27 protein-coding genes are annotated in these 14,153 nt (G+C 70.1%); 1 reads left to right on the forward strand and 26 read right to left on the reverse strand.

Annotated features, from left to right (window positions below):
- Positions 1-24: 24 nt before the first annotated feature.
- From ACIRG5_RS42370 to ACIRG5_RS42445, 16 genes are all read right to left on the reverse strand, one after another.
- The gene (locus ACIRG5_RS42370) at positions 25-471 is read right to left on the reverse strand and encodes a DUF6221 family protein (protein ID WP_402916069.1); all 447 of its coding nucleotides are present in this window, start codon (positions 469-471) and stop codon (positions 25-27) included.
- On the reverse strand, positions 468-1,112 hold the full coding sequence (locus ACIRG5_RS42375; protein WP_402916071.1) for a DUF6221 family protein: 645 nt from the start codon (positions 1,110-1,112) through the stop codon (positions 468-470). The genes ACIRG5_RS42370 and ACIRG5_RS42375 overlap by 4 nt, the downstream gene beginning before the upstream one ends.
- Before the next feature lie 225 nt (positions 1,113-1,337).
- Entirely contained in the window at positions 1,338-1,640 is a 303-nt protein-coding gene (locus tag ACIRG5_RS42380) for a hypothetical protein (protein ID WP_402916073.1), read from the reverse strand.
- Positions 1,637-2,116, reverse strand: coding sequence for a hypothetical protein (locus ACIRG5_RS42385; RefSeq protein WP_402916075.1), 480 nt, complete (start codon positions 2,114-2,116; stop codon positions 1,637-1,639). Before ACIRG5_RS42385 ends, ACIRG5_RS42380 begins: the two co-directional genes overlap by 4 nt.
- A gap of 2 nt (positions 2,117-2,118) precedes the next feature.
- Positions 2,119-2,436, reverse strand: coding sequence for a hypothetical protein (locus tag ACIRG5_RS42390; RefSeq protein ID WP_402916077.1), 318 nt, complete (start codon positions 2,434-2,436; stop codon positions 2,119-2,121).
- Entirely contained in the window at positions 2,433-2,723 is a 291-nt protein-coding gene (locus ACIRG5_RS42395) for a hypothetical protein (protein ID WP_402916079.1), read from the reverse strand. The genes ACIRG5_RS42390 and ACIRG5_RS42395 overlap by 4 nt, the downstream gene beginning before the upstream one ends.
- 10 nt (positions 2,724-2,733) lie before the next feature.
- A complete protein-coding gene (locus ACIRG5_RS42400; protein ID WP_402916081.1) occupies positions 2,734-3,351 on the reverse strand; it encodes a hypothetical protein in 618 nt (205 codons plus the stop codon).
- On the reverse strand, positions 3,348-4,409 hold the full coding sequence (locus ACIRG5_RS42405; RefSeq protein ID WP_402916083.1) for a hypothetical protein: 1,062 nt from the start codon (positions 4,407-4,409) through the stop codon (positions 3,348-3,350). The genes ACIRG5_RS42400 and ACIRG5_RS42405 overlap by 4 nt, the downstream gene beginning before the upstream one ends.
- A gap of 205 nt (positions 4,410-4,614) precedes the next feature.
- Positions 4,615-6,741: an FtsK/SpoIIIE domain-containing protein gene (locus ACIRG5_RS42410; RefSeq protein ID WP_402916085.1), complete on the reverse strand. Its 2,127-nt coding sequence runs from the start codon at positions 6,739-6,741 to the stop codon at positions 4,615-4,617.
- A gap of 131 nt (positions 6,742-6,872) precedes the next feature.
- Positions 6,873-7,052: a hypothetical protein gene (locus ACIRG5_RS42415; RefSeq protein ID WP_402916087.1), complete on the reverse strand. Its 180-nt coding sequence runs from the start codon at positions 7,050-7,052 to the stop codon at positions 6,873-6,875.
- 84 nt (positions 7,053-7,136) lie between these two features.
- On the reverse strand, positions 7,137-7,304 hold the full coding sequence (locus ACIRG5_RS42420) for a hypothetical protein (protein WP_402916089.1): 168 nt from the start codon (positions 7,302-7,304) through the stop codon (positions 7,137-7,139).
- Positions 7,289-7,486, reverse strand: a complete 198-nt coding sequence (locus tag ACIRG5_RS42425) for a hypothetical protein (protein ID WP_402916091.1) — start codon at positions 7,484-7,486, stop codon at positions 7,289-7,291. Before ACIRG5_RS42425 ends, ACIRG5_RS42420 begins: the two co-directional genes overlap by 16 nt.
- 2 nt (positions 7,487-7,488) lie before the next feature.
- On the reverse strand, positions 7,489-8,490 hold the full coding sequence (locus tag ACIRG5_RS42430; protein ID WP_402916093.1) for a hypothetical protein: 1,002 nt from the start codon (positions 8,488-8,490) through the stop codon (positions 7,489-7,491).
- On the reverse strand, positions 8,487-9,173 hold the full coding sequence (locus ACIRG5_RS42435; protein ID WP_402916095.1) for a hypothetical protein: 687 nt from the start codon (positions 9,171-9,173) through the stop codon (positions 8,487-8,489). Before ACIRG5_RS42435 ends, ACIRG5_RS42430 begins: the two co-directional genes overlap by 4 nt.
- A 64-nt stretch (positions 9,174-9,237) precedes the next feature.
- Complete coding sequence (locus ACIRG5_RS42440) at positions 9,238-9,438, reverse strand: hypothetical protein (RefSeq protein WP_402916097.1); 201 nt, start codon at positions 9,436-9,438, stop codon at positions 9,238-9,240.
- Complete coding sequence (locus tag ACIRG5_RS42445) at positions 9,435-9,686, reverse strand: hypothetical protein (RefSeq protein ID WP_402916099.1); 252 nt, start codon at positions 9,684-9,686, stop codon at positions 9,435-9,437. The genes ACIRG5_RS42440 and ACIRG5_RS42445 overlap by 4 nt, the downstream gene beginning before the upstream one ends.
- A gap of 181 nt (positions 9,687-9,867) precedes the next feature.
- Between ACIRG5_RS42445 and ACIRG5_RS42450 the strand changes: the two genes are divergently transcribed.
- Positions 9,868-10,122: a hypothetical protein gene (locus ACIRG5_RS42450; RefSeq protein WP_402916101.1), complete on the forward strand. Its 255-nt coding sequence runs from the start codon at positions 9,868-9,870 to the stop codon at positions 10,120-10,122.
- A 182-nt stretch (positions 10,123-10,304) separates the two neighbouring features.
- Here the strand turns inward: ACIRG5_RS42450 and ACIRG5_RS42455 are convergent, their stop codons facing one another.
- From ACIRG5_RS42455 to ACIRG5_RS42500, 10 genes are read right to left on the reverse strand one after another with little or no spacing between them, the layout of a single operon-like run.
- Positions 10,305-10,586 carry a hypothetical protein gene (locus ACIRG5_RS42455; protein WP_402916103.1) on the reverse strand — a complete coding sequence of 94 codons (282 nt, stop codon included), beginning with the start codon at positions 10,584-10,586 and terminating at the stop codon, positions 10,305-10,307.
- Entirely contained in the window at positions 10,579-10,725 is a 147-nt protein-coding gene (locus tag ACIRG5_RS42460) for a hypothetical protein (RefSeq protein ID WP_402916105.1), read from the reverse strand. Before ACIRG5_RS42460 ends, ACIRG5_RS42455 begins: the two co-directional genes overlap by 8 nt.
- The gene (locus tag ACIRG5_RS42465) at positions 10,722-10,928 is read right to left on the reverse strand and encodes a hypothetical protein (RefSeq protein ID WP_402916107.1); all 207 of its coding nucleotides are present in this window, start codon (positions 10,926-10,928) and stop codon (positions 10,722-10,724) included. Before ACIRG5_RS42465 ends, ACIRG5_RS42460 begins: the two co-directional genes overlap by 4 nt.
- Positions 10,928-11,320, reverse strand: coding sequence for a hypothetical protein (locus tag ACIRG5_RS42470; RefSeq protein WP_402916109.1), 393 nt, complete (start codon positions 11,318-11,320; stop codon positions 10,928-10,930). The genes ACIRG5_RS42465 and ACIRG5_RS42470 overlap by 1 nt, the downstream gene beginning before the upstream one ends.
- The gene (locus ACIRG5_RS42475; protein WP_402916110.1) at positions 11,313-11,552 is read right to left on the reverse strand and encodes a hypothetical protein; all 240 of its coding nucleotides are present in this window, start codon (positions 11,550-11,552) and stop codon (positions 11,313-11,315) included. Before ACIRG5_RS42475 ends, ACIRG5_RS42470 begins: the two co-directional genes overlap by 8 nt.
- Positions 11,545-11,793 carry a LuxR C-terminal-related transcriptional regulator gene (locus ACIRG5_RS42480; RefSeq protein ID WP_402916112.1) on the reverse strand — a complete coding sequence of 83 codons (249 nt, stop codon included), beginning with the start codon at positions 11,791-11,793 and terminating at the stop codon, positions 11,545-11,547. Before ACIRG5_RS42480 ends, ACIRG5_RS42475 begins: the two co-directional genes overlap by 8 nt.
- Positions 11,786-12,664: a hypothetical protein gene (locus tag ACIRG5_RS42485; RefSeq protein WP_402916114.1), complete on the reverse strand. Its 879-nt coding sequence runs from the start codon at positions 12,662-12,664 to the stop codon at positions 11,786-11,788. The genes ACIRG5_RS42480 and ACIRG5_RS42485 overlap by 8 nt, the downstream gene beginning before the upstream one ends.
- Positions 12,661-13,119 carry a hypothetical protein gene (locus tag ACIRG5_RS42490; protein ID WP_402916116.1) on the reverse strand — a complete coding sequence of 153 codons (459 nt, stop codon included), beginning with the start codon at positions 13,117-13,119 and terminating at the stop codon, positions 12,661-12,663. Before ACIRG5_RS42490 ends, ACIRG5_RS42485 begins: the two co-directional genes overlap by 4 nt.
- Entirely contained in the window at positions 13,116-13,400 is a 285-nt protein-coding gene (locus ACIRG5_RS42495) for a hypothetical protein (RefSeq protein WP_402916118.1), read from the reverse strand. The genes ACIRG5_RS42490 and ACIRG5_RS42495 overlap by 4 nt, the downstream gene beginning before the upstream one ends.
- The gene (locus ACIRG5_RS42500; RefSeq protein ID WP_402916120.1) at positions 13,397-14,146 is read right to left on the reverse strand and encodes a hypothetical protein; all 750 of its coding nucleotides are present in this window, start codon (positions 14,144-14,146) and stop codon (positions 13,397-13,399) included. Before ACIRG5_RS42500 ends, ACIRG5_RS42495 begins: the two co-directional genes overlap by 4 nt.
- Between the last annotated feature and the right edge of the window lie 7 nt (positions 14,147-14,153).

Genomic DNA, 14,153 nt, shown 5'->3' on the forward strand with positions numbered 1-14,153 from the left:
GTGCCACCCAGCCGCGGCGTGCGGTCACGGTCGCCACCGCCACTCTTCGCGGTAGCCAGCGCGGTGCTGGTGGGCCAGGCCGAGGGCGCGCACCGTGCCGCACGGGTAGGGGTCGTTGTCCTCGTTGCACAGGTCACGGCCATCGCTCCGGACGAAGTGCAGGTCGAGGATCGCGGTGTGTGCGTCGCACTCGGCCACGGCGGAGCGTGGGTCGTTGAGCTCGATGTGCTGGCCGTCGACGTCGAGCAGGTCTTCCTCGTACCGACCCAGGCCGGGCGCTGCGCCAGCACGGCGCGAGGCCACGCCAACCTGGTAGCCGTCGCTGTGCTGGACGGTGACGCCGAACCGGTATCGGTCGTAGGTCCACGTCGGTGCGGGCCCATCAGGCAGGAACGCTGTAGCCATCGCACGCTGGCGCTTCTCGGCGATCTGCTCGCGCAGCCACGGCACGAGCTCGTTGGTGTCGCTCACGCCTGCCGCCTCTTGAGCTTGACGGGTCCGTAGTTGCCAGCCACCTTGGTCCAGGACTCCGGGTCGCCGTCGAGGTCGTCGAGGCGCAGCCAGTATTCGCCTCCGGTCGAGCGGAGCCACTGCACTCCCGTGGCGTCGTCGACGATCGAGCCGGGTGGTGGCTCCGGGTCGTTCGCGGTCATCGCGTTCTCGTTCCACCACCTCCACTCGGCTCGGTAGTCCTCGTGGCGCTGGTAGGCCAGGGCGACGGCCCGTACGGTCTGGCACGGCCACTCGTCGTGCTCGCGGTAGCGGAACCGGTTGCCGCCCGCGTCTTCGTCGGTTCCGGTGTAGACGCACGTGGGGCACTCGATGTCGCCGTCACGGTTCTCGTGAGGTGTGTGGAGGCGCAGCAGCTCGCGTTTCGCCTCGACGTCGTCCAGCGCGCGCCTGGGGTTGAACCGTTCGATGTGGGCGATCTCGTTCGGCCAGGAGTGCCCGACGACGAGGTTGCCCTCGCCATTGCGGACCTGCATGCCGACGCTGAAGTCCGCGGTCCAGTGGGCCGTGTGTTCCTTGCCGGGCATGCGCGTGAACGCCTTGCGGGCGGTCTGCTCGTCTTCGGCGAGGCGGGCGTTGATGAAGTCGAGCAGCTCGGTCACAGCTGTCCCTTCCGTTGGTGCGGGACGGATCGGCGGCATAGCGGGCGCGGTCGCTGGCTTCGCCGACACGTGGATTGGTGCGGTCGGGCTGATGGTATTGCCGCGGCTGCGGGCGAGCGCGCGATCGAGGCGGTTGGCCTCTGCTTCGGTTACGGCGCGTTCGAGCTCCTTGCGGAGCGCGGGCATGCAGGCCTTGAGGGTGTCGCTGAGCCAGCCGCCCATGGCTCAGGCCATCCGGACGGCGAAGCCGGGTAGGCCGAGGCCGAAGTCCGGATCGGACGACGCGGGCCGAAGCGGCGCGCGCAGCTCGGTCTCGTCGACGCTCACCCTCGGCGCTCCTGGTGACAGGCCGGCGGGTACGCCGATCCAGCGGAACGGCTCGTCGCAGTCGAGGCAGCGGATGCGGATCTCCGCCGTGTAGCCCTTCACGGGGCCGTCGTCGCCATCGGTGAGCCGGTGCACGCCCACGATCGACTCGAAGTTCTCGTGTGGACATGCGCGGTCGGGATCGATGTTGGTCGTGGTCATGGTGCCTTCTCGCTGTTCTGCTGGCTGACGAGCTGGGCGACCTCGGACATCGGCACGAGCATGTACTCGGGCGTGAGGCTGATGAACGGCAGCTCGGTGCCGATGGGCGTGCCGTCGACGCTGCGTGCGCGGATGGGGTTGTGGTGGCCGCCGATCTCCTCGACGTCGACGCGGTGGTGCTTGGCGAGTTCGGGCAGCAGGTGCGTCCGGACGAGGGTGACCAGGACGGCGCGCCAGTCGTCCGGGTACGTGATGCCGTGCTCGTCGAGGTAGTCGAGGACCTGGTCGGGGATGGTGCCGTCGTCGAAGCCGTACTTGGACAGCAGCGAGGACGAGTCGAGATGCAGCGTCGGCTCGTCGCCGGTGTGGCGGCACTCGCCGGTGCAGTTGATCTGGCCGCAGTGGTGCACGTGCAGCTTGGGCTGGCAGCGCGGGCACGGGCACGGCAGGTTCTCGGTCGGGATGTCGTTGGTCATGGTTACCACCAGGTCATGGGTCGGGGCTCGGGGTCGAGCGCGTTGCTTGGGCGTTGTGCGCAGAGCGGGCATGCGGGGTTGTGGGTCTGGGGGTCGCCGATGTGGAGGTTGCACGGGGTGCAGCTGGCGACGAGGTGGGCGGGGTCGTCGCCGGTGATGGCGCGGCCTTTGGTGTGGTGGACGGTGTCGGCCCAGCGGGTGCAGATGGTGGGGATCTGGACGGTGCAGCGCCCGCCGGTGTCGAGCTGGTTTTGCTCGAGCACGGCGGCGCGGGTGCGTCGCCATTGGCGGGTGCTGCCTCCGGTCCAGCCCTTGCTCATGCCTGGGCGTGGCCGATCGCGACGCGCAGTTCGGGGGTGAGGTTGCCGCGGAGCCAGCCGGCGTCTTTGTCGCACAGGTCGAGCCAGCACGGCGTGATGTCGTCGGTCTCGATGATGTACGCGCAGGTGGCGGGTTTGGTGCAGCGCCAGCAGGCGTGGTCCTCGGCGGTGCGCTGGTCGATGGCTTCGCCCTGGCCGGCGTGGCCGGTGGCCGAGGGCGGGAGCACGACGGTGCCAGCGAGGATGTAGTCGAGGAGTTCGTCGGCTGGGATGTCTTTGTTGGACACGAGGGTTTCCTTACCTGGAGAGGGCGGCGCGGACGAAGCAGTCCTTGGCTTCCAACAACTTGCGCAGGCCGGCGGACAGTTCGGGGCCGTCTGGGATGTTGTCGACCATGGTCTGGGCGAGCTCGGCGCAGGCCTTCGAGACGGGCTTGAGGTCTCCGCTGAGGTGGCCGTACTCGAAGAACTTTGCGAAGTGTTCGGTGGACTGGTGGCGACCGTTGGTGTTGAGCATTGCGTGATCCTTTCTGGATCGAGTGGTTGCTGATGCTGGGCGCTTCGGTGTCCACGCCACGTAGTTCGCGACGGACACGAGCCCGTCGCGGCAGGGGTGCGGGTCCCACAGCTCGGCGCCGCGTAGGACGACAGCGTGGAAGACGCCGCGTGGTGACTGGCCGAACGCGAGTCCGAACGTGACGGGCACGGTGAGCGGTTGGTACGTCACGCTGTAGCCGTGCGCCGCGCCGAATCCGATCAGCCGTTCGAGCCAGTCGGGGTAGAGCGCGAAGTGCGGCACGTCGTCGAGGTCGAGGTTGAGCAGGGACGCGACGGCGGCCTGGAGGCAGTTGCCGGGCAGTCCGCTGCCGTCGCCGACCGTGATGGTCTGGGTCACCCGTCCTGGTTGGCCGGTCATGCTGCTTGTCCCATGTTCGCGAGCACGACGCGGCCGGGCACGGCGGCGTGGCCCATGGTGTTGCCGCTGCCGTTGTTGCGGTACATCAGGGCGATCGTCACCGTGCCGTCCTCGATGTCTCCGGCCTCGACCACCCACCACGTGGGGCGAAGGCCACGCGCGAGTGAGACGGCGGTGTATAGCCCGCCGTAGCCAGCGGCAAGAGGTGTGTCCGTGCCGCTGCTGAGGTAGCGGACCGGCACGCCGCCGACGATGGCGGCGAGGTCGTAGACGGCTTCCTGGTCCGTCTGGTGCAGGTGTTCGAAGCTCCACAGCAGTTTGTCGCCTGCGGCTGCCGGACTGGTGGCGCGGAAGTCTGCGGGGCAGGCGGTCCAGGTGCCGCTGTCGCCGCATGGTCCGAAGGTGCCGGTGACAGCGGCGGTGCGGCCGAATCCCTTCAGCGTGCCGTCCGCTCCGTCTGCACCTGCGGGGCCGGTTGCGCCCGCTGGTCCTTGGGCGCCAGTCGCTCCGTCTGCACCGTCTGCACCGGCGGGTCCCGTTGCTCCGGCCGGGCCTTGTGCGCCGGTGGCCCCTGCCGGACCCTGCGCGCCGGTTGCTCCTGTGGCGCCGGTGGGACCTGCGGGCCCTTGCGGGCCAGCTGGTCCCTGCGGCCCGGCCGGGCCGGTTCCGCCGCCACCCTCCGCGTGGGTGTGGTTGACGAGCGCGAACACGTTGCCGGGCACGGCGCTGGGCAGGGTGGTGAGCTGGTTGAGCTTGAGCGTCTGGCCGGCGTTGCCCTCGGGGACGTGGACGGCCCATCGGCCGTTGATCGCGGTGCTTTCGATCTCGATCTCGGGCGCCCAGCCCTGCGGCGCGATGGCCGGGTCCCACGGGTCCGGGATCGTGATGCTTCCGGCGCCTGCAACGAGGTCGGTCCAGGGTGTGGGGGCGAGGCCTGCGATGACCTCGTCGGTGAGCACGGTGCGCGGCAGGTGCCAGCGGACTTTGCCGGTGGCGGGGATCAGGCCGGCCACGTCGGTGGTGATCTTCCACGTGATGGTGACGGTTCCGATCGGCATGGCGGTGCTCCTGTCGCAAACCTCAACTTCGATCGAGGTACTGATCGTAGAGGCATTGGTGCTGCTGGTGATCAGGTGAAGCGCACGCTGCGCTAGGCTCGCCGCGTTGCTGTGGGCGTGTCGGGTGCGCCGGGTTGTGCAGTGTCAAGGGGTAGCAGGGCGGTCGGCCCTCACGCAGGCGTTGGCGTGAGGGCCGTTCCTGTGTCTACAGGTCGTCGTCGAGGTCCGCGGTTGATCGCTCCGCGAGGGCCTGGCGGACGGCGCCGGGGTCGACCGGGTACCGGTTGCCGGTCGAGGGCACCTTCACACCGAGCTGGGCGAGCTGCGCGACGAGCGCCTTGCCGTTGAGCGTCCGGTATGGAGCCCAGTTCGGCGCGAGCTCGCGCAGCCGAGCGGGGACATCGGCCGCGTTCACCTTCTCGTGGCCGAGCGCGTCGGCCAGGTCCTCCAGCAGGTCTCGCCGTTCGGTCTCCAGCGCGCGCCTGGGGCTGCCCACGGGCAGCGCCGGGTGCACCAGGCCCATCGCCCGCTCGATGACGTCCTCGGCGGCGTCGAAACCGTCCTCGCGGGCCTCGATGTAGAACCACTTCAGCAGCTCGAACGTCTCGTCGGTGGTGCCGGTCGTGATGGCCGTGCCGCGGTCGACGTTGAACCGCAGCTCGGTGGCCCGGATGCCGGCGCGGAACGAGCCGTCGCCGAGGAAGCCGTCGTTGTTGCGCCAGGTCTTGACGTAGAAGCACACGTTGATCGCGACCTGCTCGACCAGCGCAGGCGGGATGGCCGCGGCCCGCGAGGACTGGGTGTCGAACGCGAGGATGACGCCGGTCTTGCGCCCGCGCTTGACGATGTTGACCGCGATTTCACCGGCTTCCTTGCCCAGCTCGGCGTTGCCGAACAGCTCGTGGCACTCGGAGAACCCGGCGACGATCGGCCGCAGGTCGTGATGCTTCTCGGCCAGCGCCCGCGTGACCTTCTTGACGCCCAGCTCGGCCAGCCGAGCCTCACGCCGGCCAACCTCCTCGTACAGCTCGTGCAGGGCGGCGAGCGCGTCCTCGACGACCTCGACGCCGGTGCCGCGCTCGTAGCGGGCCAGGCGTGGCCGGTAGACGTCGAAGTCGCCGTTCCCGGCGAACACGTACACCCACAGCTCGGCGAGCGGATCCAGGGCGGCGCCGAGCATGACCACGCGGACGGCGTTGGACTTGCCCTGTCCGGGCAGGCCACCGAACACCATGTTCGCCTCGACCAGCGGCGGGGCGATGAGGTCGCCGCGCTGCGACACCCCGAGGGGCACCGCCTTGAACACGTCCACGGTGCCGGAGGTGAGCAGCGGGTAGGCGGGCGCGGGCTTGCGTCCGGAGCCGCTGTCGGCGACCCACAGGTCCACGTAGGTGACGGGCTTCTCGGCCGCGGTCGGCCACACCTCGATCTGCTCGCGGAACAGGTTGCGGGCCAGCACGGCCCGCTTGTCCGCGATCATCTCCGGCGTCACGCCGAACGGCAGCGAGAACACCGCCTGGTAGCCCTTGTTGTTGACCCGCGTGGGCGGGGTGTGGAACTCGACCGTCCACCCGTCCTTGAGTGCCTTGTTCAGGGCCGGGACGCCCAGGTGCACGAGGGCCTGGGCGATGCCGCCGGGCGTGACGATGCTGCTGGCTTCCTGCCTCTTCACGGGCGACACGGCCCAGTCCGGCGCGGTGCCGGTGCGGTTGCCCTCGCGCCACGCCATGACGCCCACCAGGAACGGGGACGCGATGAGCAGCGGCAGCCACGCGACCGCGACCACCGTGGCCACGAACCGGATGAGGTCGAGCACGCCGCCCAGGAACCCGAGGAACGTGCCGACGCCGGCCAGCTGGGCGACCAGCGCGGCGACGAGCAGCAGCACGACGAGCGCGGCGAGCGAGCCGACCGCGACCTTGGCGAACCCGGCGGCGACCTTCGGCAGCTCGGTCAGCCGCTTGTGCCGCTGCTCGATCGCGAGCGAGCGCCGGTCGAGCGCCTCGGCGACGGCCTGCCGGTCGCCCGCAGCCTCGGCTGCGCGCAGGTGCCGGTTGTACGGGGCCAGCGTGCGGGCGTCGCGGTACTTGGACGCCCAGGAGCCGAACCCGGCGGCGACCGTGACGAGAGCGCCGGCCGCGGTGCGGGCACGGCGCCGGGTGGGCTCGTGCTCGACGACGCGGACGATCGTCGAGGGCACCCACCGGGCTGGTCGCCGCGGTGCGGCGTCGTCGACGAGTTCGCCGTCGAGGACCTCGGGCGCCGGTTCGACGTCCGCCTTTCGGGTAGGGAACGGGACGACCTGCCCCGTGCGCTCGTCCGGCTGTGCCACGATCTTGAAACTCCTTCGGGAGTGGGACCAGGCGGGCGGCCAGATGTCGAGTCCGGAGCCGCCCGCCTGGGGCTATCTCGTGCAGGTCAGCGCCATCACGGTGCGTGCGTGACCTCGCGGTCCATGCCGGGTCAGCACTCCTTGCAGGTGTCGATCAGGGCCTGGCTGGAGGGGCAGGAGTCCGTTCCGGTCAGCGGGCACGCGGTGGGCTCCCCCGAGGCCACGGGCAGCGACCAGCGGGTGCAGACGGGCGTCGACGTGGTGGCGCGGGCGGGGATCGGGGCGGGCGTGTGGTCGAGGACAGCGGTCATGGCAGGCGCCTTTCTGGGCGTTGTTGTGAATGTTGTTGTGGTGCAGGGAATTGCGGTGTGCAGGGTCAGGGACGTGTCAGAAGGTCAGGGCTTCTTGGCTGCGATGCAGCCGGGGCAGGTGGTCTTTCCGAACCAGACGCTCTTGCCGGTGCCGCTCGGCATCTTCACGCCGCACAGGGCCTTGAACGAGCCGTCCCACAGCGACCTGCTGCCCTCGTGCACGAGTTCCTCGGGCATCAGCCGGCCGTCCATTCCTTGACCTGCCCCAGCTCCGCGGGGGTCAGGGACTCGGTCCAGGTGTGCCCGCAAGCGGGGTTGCTGCACCGGCAGGCGAGCGTGTTGCCATCGCGGCTACCCGAGTAGGCGGAGTGGTCGCACTTCGACCTCGGCGTGGCCACCGGGGTCACGGGAACGCTCTTGCCGCGTCCGAACATGGTCAGTTCCTCTCGTGGTTGCGGAGCAGGTGGGCGAGGGCGGCGCCGCAGCCGAGAACGACCACGGGCAGGCAGGACACGAACGTGGTGATCTGCCACGGCGCGACGGTGACCCCGGCGGCCTTGAGCAGGTGGTAGCTGACTTGGCCGCCCATGCCGAGCACGAGCGACCCGAGCGCGGACCACATCGCGAACCGGCGGGCCAGCAGCGTCGGGGCGACGCCGGACAGCCACACCCACAGGGCGTACGCGGCGTAGGCCTCCACGCCGATCGGCAGCGTGATCGCCGTGTTGATCGTCCAGCCGTCGCCGATGCCGGGCAGCAGGTTCACGAGGCCGAAGCCGGCCATCTCGCCGAGGCCCACCCAGCCGCCCCAGATCGCCACGAACGCCGGGAGCGCGAGAAGCAACACCGGCCACGCACGCGGCGGCGTGCCGGTCGGTGCAGCCGCGGCAGGTCCCGCCGTCGCGGAGACCGGCGCCGGGGACTCGGCGGTGCCGTGGTGGGCGGTGTCGTCTGCCGCCGCAGTGACGGCGGTCGCGGGGGCGTGCCGCACGTCGGTGCCGGGCTGGTCGGCGGGAGCCGCGGTCACCGGGGCGTTCGCTCCGCTTGCCGCACCGTGCGCCGCCTTGACCGCCGGGCTTGCCGCGGCCGTAGCCGGGCTTGCCGCAGGCGCTGACCTGCGCACCTCGGCGATCCGGTCCCGTCCCCACCTGTCGGAGTAGCCGAACATCTTGCCGAGGGTCTTGCCGCTCAGCTCGGGCAGACCGGCGGCGGCACGCGCGGCGACTTCCTGCCGGGCCAGGTCCCGCGCGTCTCCGCTCTCGAAGGCCTCGGCCGTGCCGCCCGGTTCGTCGGCGGTCTGCTCTCCGGCGACCATGGCGGCCGACTCGATGCTCGCGGCAACCGGCTCCGACAGATCGCGGAGCGGCGCCGTCTCGGTCTCCCGGTCGTAGGCGTCCGCCGTGGCGATGGCGGTCAGCACGTCGAGCTTGCTGCTCACTGGCCGGCCTCGCCCTCGGCCGCGTCCGCCTGGCCCTCGTCGAGCGGCTTGCCGTTGGCGTCGCAGCGCACGAGCGGCCCGTACTGCCTCGCCGCCGTGATGAAGGTGCGGGGCTCGTCGCTGGTGACGTGGTCGTGCTCGGTGTCCCCGGCGACGCTGTGCAGCATCAGGGCGCCGTCGTCGTCCTGGCGGAACACGAACGGGTACAGGCCGTCGTTGCGGTGCTCGCTGGTCGGGGCCTCGCGCCAGAACGCCGGGCCGTCGACGAGCTCGGCGACTGGGGCCTGGTCCTCGTCGTCGGCGGGCGTGAGGCGGTGCTCCAGCTCGTGGTACAGCCACGTCCGCAGCTCCCAGACCGCTTCGTCCACCTCCGTCAGGCGGCCCAGCAGACCCAGCAACGCCTTGGCGTCATGCGTCTCTTCCAGCGCAAACGACGTCTCGTTGAGGCTGTCGTGCGCGGTGCTGACCAGTGACGCCGCCGCCCTGATGGTGTCGGCGATCGTCAGCCGGACCGGGTGCTTGCTGTCGCCGCCGGGCTTGTAGCTGGCCTCGACCAGCACCAGCGGCACCTCCGTCTCCTGGTCGGCCGCGATGCCCTCCGTCGTCGCGATGGTCAAGGCGTTGGCCTCGGCCCACTCTTCGAGGTTGTCCGGGTCGGACACATAGCCCTGAAAGCTGCTCATGGGTGTTGCTCCTTGCACATGTGATCGAGAAAGCGGAAGAAGTTGTGGAGCACGGAAGTGCTGGTCAGGAGCTGTACGAGGCGGGCACCGGGGTGGTCACGGTGCGGCGGGCCTGGTCGCCCGCGTCGGCCAGGCGCTCGGCGACGTCGGCGACCAGGGCGGCCACCACGGCGACGATGCGCGCCAGCAGGGCCAGCACGGTCACGAGGACCAGGGCGACGGCGGCGGGCACGGTGAGGCGGCGCAGGCCGCGCACGGTGCTCACTTCTGCTCACCGAACCGGGCGCGCAGGCCGTCGCGGTCGGTGCCCTCGTAGCCCTGGAGGTAGCGCAGCAGGCCGTCGTAGGCGTCGACGCGGCCCTGCGTCTCGCGGCTGCCGCCGTTGTTCCTCTCGGCGATCGCGGTGGAGGTGTCGAACTCCCACAGGATCCAGCGCACCAGGTCCACGTACCTGCCGTCGCGCTGCACGTCGGGGGTGTCGGTCGGGGCGTTGTGGGTGGCAGACTCGGCCACGGGTCCTCCTGGACGCTCAGGTTGGGATCAAGGCCCTGGCCTGGTGTTCCCGCACCGGTCAGGGCCGTTTTTGTTGGGTGAAACTGCCTCATTACTGTCTTGCTGATGCGACAGTAATGAGGCAGCATGGGCCACGTCAAGGTGTTTCACCCAAGAGACAGGAACGGATATGCTCCAGCGCGTGCCCAGGCCAAAGTGGACGCCCAAAACCGACGCGCAACGCGACGCCATCGCCGCAGCTCTCCGCGCCAAGAAGACCTCCGACGAGGCCGAGGGCAAGATGTGGAAGGCGGTCGCAGACGCCATCGACACCGGCGTCCCGGCGGCCTTCATGGCGGACGCCGTCGAGCGGTCCAGGGCCACGCTGTACCGGCACGTCGACCGGCGACCGAGCACCGAGGACACCGACGCCGAAGGCGCCGAAAGCCCCGAGTGAGTTACCTCGAGGCAACGGCCCCGGAACCCCTGATTCGAGGGGGTCCGGGGCCGTTTTACGTGCCGGTCCGGACGTCTAACTCAGCTAACTTTCCGCAGGTCAACCGGTGAGTGAGGCTTTCGGTCGCCGCGAGTTAGGTTCGTAACTCGCGGGCTGCGGACCTCACTGGCCGGCCGCGCCGCTCAGTCGGGGTAGGCCTTGGCGGTCGGCACGGTGCCGAGGTAGCCGTTGCGGGCGGCGGCGCCCGTCTCGACCACGGCCTCCACGTTCACCTCGAACGTGCCGATCCGCGGATGCGGGGTCTCCAGCGTTACGGGCGGAACGCTGGTGCCGAGCAAGGCGCGCGCCACGCCAGCCTCGGCTCGGTTCAACGCGTCGCGGTGGTCGACGGCACGCACGGTGGTGAACACCGTCACCGCGACACGGAATTCGGGAAGGTCGCCTCCGGTCTGGGGCTCAGTCACTGGCGGCTTTCCTCTGCTCGATGGTCTTCTTCAGCTGCGCCTGGGCCTTCAGGAACTCGCGGAACTCGGCGAGCGCGGCCAGGTCTCGTGCCGTTGGCCGGCCTCGGCCGCAGGCGATGACGGGCCGCTCGTCGGTCATGTCCCACCTCCAGCGGTGATCGCAATGGCGATGCCGGTCAGTGCGCCCACGGTGAGCAGTGCGATCGCGGCCCCGGCGAGTGGGGTGGGCCGCTGCCGGGTCTCGGTGGTGGCCATCTCCAGGAGCTGGCAGAGCGCTGCCGCGCTGATCAGTGCGACGGCGGCACCGATCAGCGCGTAGCTCCAGGGCCCGAGGCCGGCCACTAGATGGTTCCGAACTTGCCGAAGTCGGGCAGGGCGTTCGTGCCGTCCGCGCGGCCCCAGAGGTGCAGGGCGCGGGCGTGGATGTTGATGTGCTTGGTGGGCGGGACGAAGCACTGGTAGGCGGTGCCTGTGGTGCCCCAGACGGCGCGGTGCAGGATGCCGAGGTCTTCGTAGGTGGGCAGGCCGCTGGCGCGGCTGATCGAGGCGTGGATCCACGCTCGGTCCTTGTCGACGTCGAAGAACCACGACTCGTAGAAGCCGCTGACGATGATCTTGGCGTCGCCGTCCTTGGCCACGAGCTGGCATCCGTCCGGTGGCATCGGCTTAGGCGGCCCCCAGAGCTTGGGGCCCAGGGCTTTGCGGATCTCCAGGGCGTTGATCAGGTCAGCCACGGTCCGCCTCCTGGCGCTGGAGTCGGACGATGGCGAGCGCGAGGTAGGAGGCGATCGTGCAGCGGTGGAAGTCCTTGTTGACGATGCTGGCGGCGAGGGTCTCGGCGGCCTGCTGGTCGCTCAGGTCGTCGAGGGTCTCGCGGGAGTCGCGGACCATGGCGTCGAGCGCGTCCCGCATCACGGCGTAGATCTGGTCCGCGTGGGCGGTCTGGGCGGGCGTGCGTTCAGCCACTGGTTGCCTCCTTGGCGCAGCACTCGTGTTCGGTGGGCATCAGGCCGGCGCGGAAGGCGCGGGCGACGAGGTTGGTGCGTCCGCGTGCGTGGAAAGCCTGGGAGAGCTTGCGGATCTGGTACTTCACCGTGCGGTTGCTGAAGAACACCTCGTCGGCGATCTCCCTGTCGGTCTTGCCGTCGGCGATCAGCTGGAGGAGGCGCTGCTCGTAGCCGGTGAGGTTGGGGCGTCGGTCAGCCACGGCTGAACCACCTCTGCCACCACGGCGGGCGGGCCTGGACCATGCCGCGGAGTTCGACGAGCGGTCGGCCGGTGACCGGAGGTTCGGGTGGTCGGGGCGGGCACTCGCCGAGGAGTTCGGCGCGTTCGGGCATGCCAAGGGGGAGCAGTCGCGCCGCTGCGGCCTGCTCGGCGCCGACGAGGGCCTGGGGCTCGTCGGCCGGCCTCGGCTCGTTTCGGGTGCCGTCCGGCAGGACCTCGGGGCAGCATGCGCAGGGCGGTGTGTGGTCGCCATGCCAGATCACGCCGGGCGGCTGAGTGTCGTTTTCGTGCATGCCCTGGTGGTCTGGCGGAAGCGTGCACTGGTAGCGCGTGTGGCCCCACCATCCGATTGCACCGCAGTGGTTCGGCGCGGGGATGTCGCAGTTGTCGTCGGTGGGTGCGGGGAACCACTCGGCGAACTCGGGCAGCATGCCTGCGCTTGCGAGCCGAGTGGCAGCTTCCTGAAGCGGGGGAATCAGCGGCTCGCCGCGGTGGTCGGTCCATTCGTCGGACGCGGCGAGGTAGCCGAGCTGGCGGGCTTCGTTGAGCTCCAGGACGCGCTCGTCGCAGCGAGCGCGGCGGTTGAACGCGGCTTCGAGTCGGTCGAGCATGGCCTCGTCGACGATGACGGGATCAGGGCTCAGGCCGTGCCCCTGATCGGCGGCGCTCACGGGCGTCATGACCGCGTTGGGGTGGATCGGGCCGTCGAGGATCTCGGACGGCTCGGCGTAGGCGAGCTGGTAGAGGGAGCGCCAGACGTCCCGGCAGGGGTCGGAGCAGAGCGCGGGGACGGTGTCGGACTCGTGCGGTGTGGCGCAGTGCCAGCACGGCCGGGTGGTTGTGGTGGTCACCAGTCCTCCCCGCAGTTGCAGGCGTCGCAGTCGAGGCAGTGGCCGGCGTCGCAGGTGCCGCCGGGGCCGTGGCCGCAGTTGCGGGGCTCAGAGCCGTCCGGGCAGTAGCACTCCATGTGCGGGCACCCGTTGGGGCACAGCGAGTTCAGCTCGATGGTCCTGCACTTGGGGCACACGTCGCCCTTGGTGTCGCAGCGCCAGCCGAGGGTGCGCAGGTGCTTGCGGGCGACCTCGAAGCGCGCGGCCTGGTCGTCGTCGACGCTGACGAGGTAGTCCGCTTCGACGGTGGTGCCGCACCCGTCGCAGAACACGCCGACCTGGGTCGGGAGGTAGCGCTCGGACCGGATGGCGTCGTTAACGCGTCGTGCGGTCTCGGTGTCGGGGTGCGGCGGGATGAAGCCGCGAGGGTCGGCCCTGTGATCGTTTTCGAGGGCGGGAGGCGTCTGGATGGTCATCCGGTGGCCTTTCGTGGCTGTGCGGGCGTTTGAGGGCCCGGTTCGGGGTGCTCTGGCTTGATCACTGCGGTGTCGGATCGCGAGTCGTGGAAGCGGCCGACGAGCTCGGCCCATCCGTTGCGGCTGGGGCGCTTGCAGGGCTGGCGGGCCGCGGCGCCGCAGAACGGGCAGGGGCGGAGGAGCGGGTTGTCCTCGACCTCGTCGGGCACGTCGCCGTGCGGGCCCCAGCGGAAGAGGCCGGCGCGTGTGCCGCCGGTCTTGCGGCGGCCCTGCCGGGTCACGACGCGCTCCGGTCCGGTGGTCTCAGCTGGATGACCGGGGCGACGGCTGCGATGCCGCGTCGGCAGATCGGGCAGCGGGGCTTGCCGTCGCGCCCTGGCGCCGCGAGACCGTGCTCGCACCGAACTTTTTGCGCACGCGGGGGAACGTGAGTTTCAGGATCAAGTTCCGCATCGGGAGTCTTGGATTGCTCAGGTTCCTGTTCCAGCTCGGTCCGAGGTGCCGCTTGCGGCGACTCGGTTCGCAAGGGGGTCTGGGGGCGGGCGCTCGCCCCCAGTTGGTTGGTAATGGTTGGTTGCGTCAGATGGGTCTGACGGGTGTAGTCAGATGGGTCTGACTCGTGGGGGATAGGCGACCCGTAAGACGTATCTGACGGGTCCGGCTGCAGCTCAATCCCCAACCCGTCAGATGGGCCTGACGGATTCTGTGGATCTTCCGGGGTCAATCCGTCAGATGGGTCTGACTGGTTGAGAGGGATCCGAGGCAGCCGCACAGCGGTTTTGCCCCGTCGCACGGTGGTGATCCAGCCTGCGGCCTCGATCTCTTTGAGCATTTCGAACACCCGCTGGCGTGACCGTCCCATCTTGGACATCAGCCACGGGGCGGACGGCTTGCAGTTGCGGCCGTCGACGTCCATTTTGGTGCCCAGCAGCAGCATGAACGCCTTGAGATGCCACGGAAGTGCCGAGTCGAGAAGGGCGCGTTCCCACTCGAAGCGTCCGGCGTGCGTGGGCGTTTCGGTGGCCATGAGGCAG

Origin of the sequence: Lentzea sp. NPDC102401, assembly GCF_044765805.1 — a bacterium.
GTDB classification, from domain to species: Bacteria; Actinomycetota; Actinomycetes; order Mycobacteriales; family Pseudonocardiaceae; genus Lentzea; species Lentzea sokolovensis.

What these genes read in the sequence shown, in the direction of transcription:
- ACIRG5_RS42380 (WP_402916073.1), bottom strand. Translation starts at nt 1,640, where the DNA reads ATGACCACGACCAACATCGATCCCGACCGCGCATGTCCACACGAGAAC.
- ACIRG5_RS42435 (WP_402916095.1), bottom strand. Translation starts at nt 9,173, where the DNA reads ATGAGCAGCTTTCAGGGCTATGTGTCCGACCCGGACAACCTCGAAGAG.
- ACIRG5_RS42425 (WP_402916091.1), bottom strand. Translation starts at nt 7,486, where the DNA reads ATGTTCGGACGCGGCAAGAGCGTTCCCGTGACCCCGGTGGCCACGCCG.
- ACIRG5_RS42460 (WP_402916105.1), bottom strand. Translation starts at nt 10,725, where the DNA reads ATGACCGACGAGCGGCCCGTCATCGCCTGCGGCCGAGGCCGGCCAACG.
- ACIRG5_RS42415 (WP_402916087.1), bottom strand. Translation starts at nt 7,052, where the DNA reads ATGACCGCTGTCCTCGACCACACGCCCGCCCCGATCCCCGCCCGCGCC.
- ACIRG5_RS42420 (WP_402916089.1), bottom strand. Translation starts at nt 7,304, where the DNA reads ATGGACGGCCGGCTGATGCCCGAGGAACTCGTGCACGAGGGCAGCAGG.
- ACIRG5_RS42405 (WP_402916083.1), bottom strand. Translation starts at nt 4,409, where the DNA reads ATGCCGATCGGAACCGTCACCATCACGTGGAAGATCACCACCGACGTG.
- ACIRG5_RS42400 (WP_402916081.1), bottom strand. Translation starts at nt 3,351, where the DNA reads ATGACCGGCCAACCAGGACGGGTGACCCAGACCATCACGGTCGGCGAC.
- ACIRG5_RS42385 (WP_402916075.1), bottom strand. Translation starts at nt 2,116, where the DNA reads ATGACCAACGACATCCCGACCGAGAACCTGCCGTGCCCGTGCCCGCGC.
- ACIRG5_RS42490 (WP_402916116.1), bottom strand. Translation starts at nt 13,119, where the DNA reads ATGACCATCCAGACGCCTCCCGCCCTCGAAAACGATCACAGGGCCGAC.
- ACIRG5_RS42390 (WP_402916077.1), bottom strand. Translation starts at nt 2,436, where the DNA reads ATGAGCAAGGGCTGGACCGGAGGCAGCACCCGCCAATGGCGACGCACC.
- ACIRG5_RS42500 (WP_402916120.1), bottom strand. Translation starts at nt 14,146, where the DNA reads ATGGCCACCGAAACGCCCACGCACGCCGGACGCTTCGAGTGGGAACGC.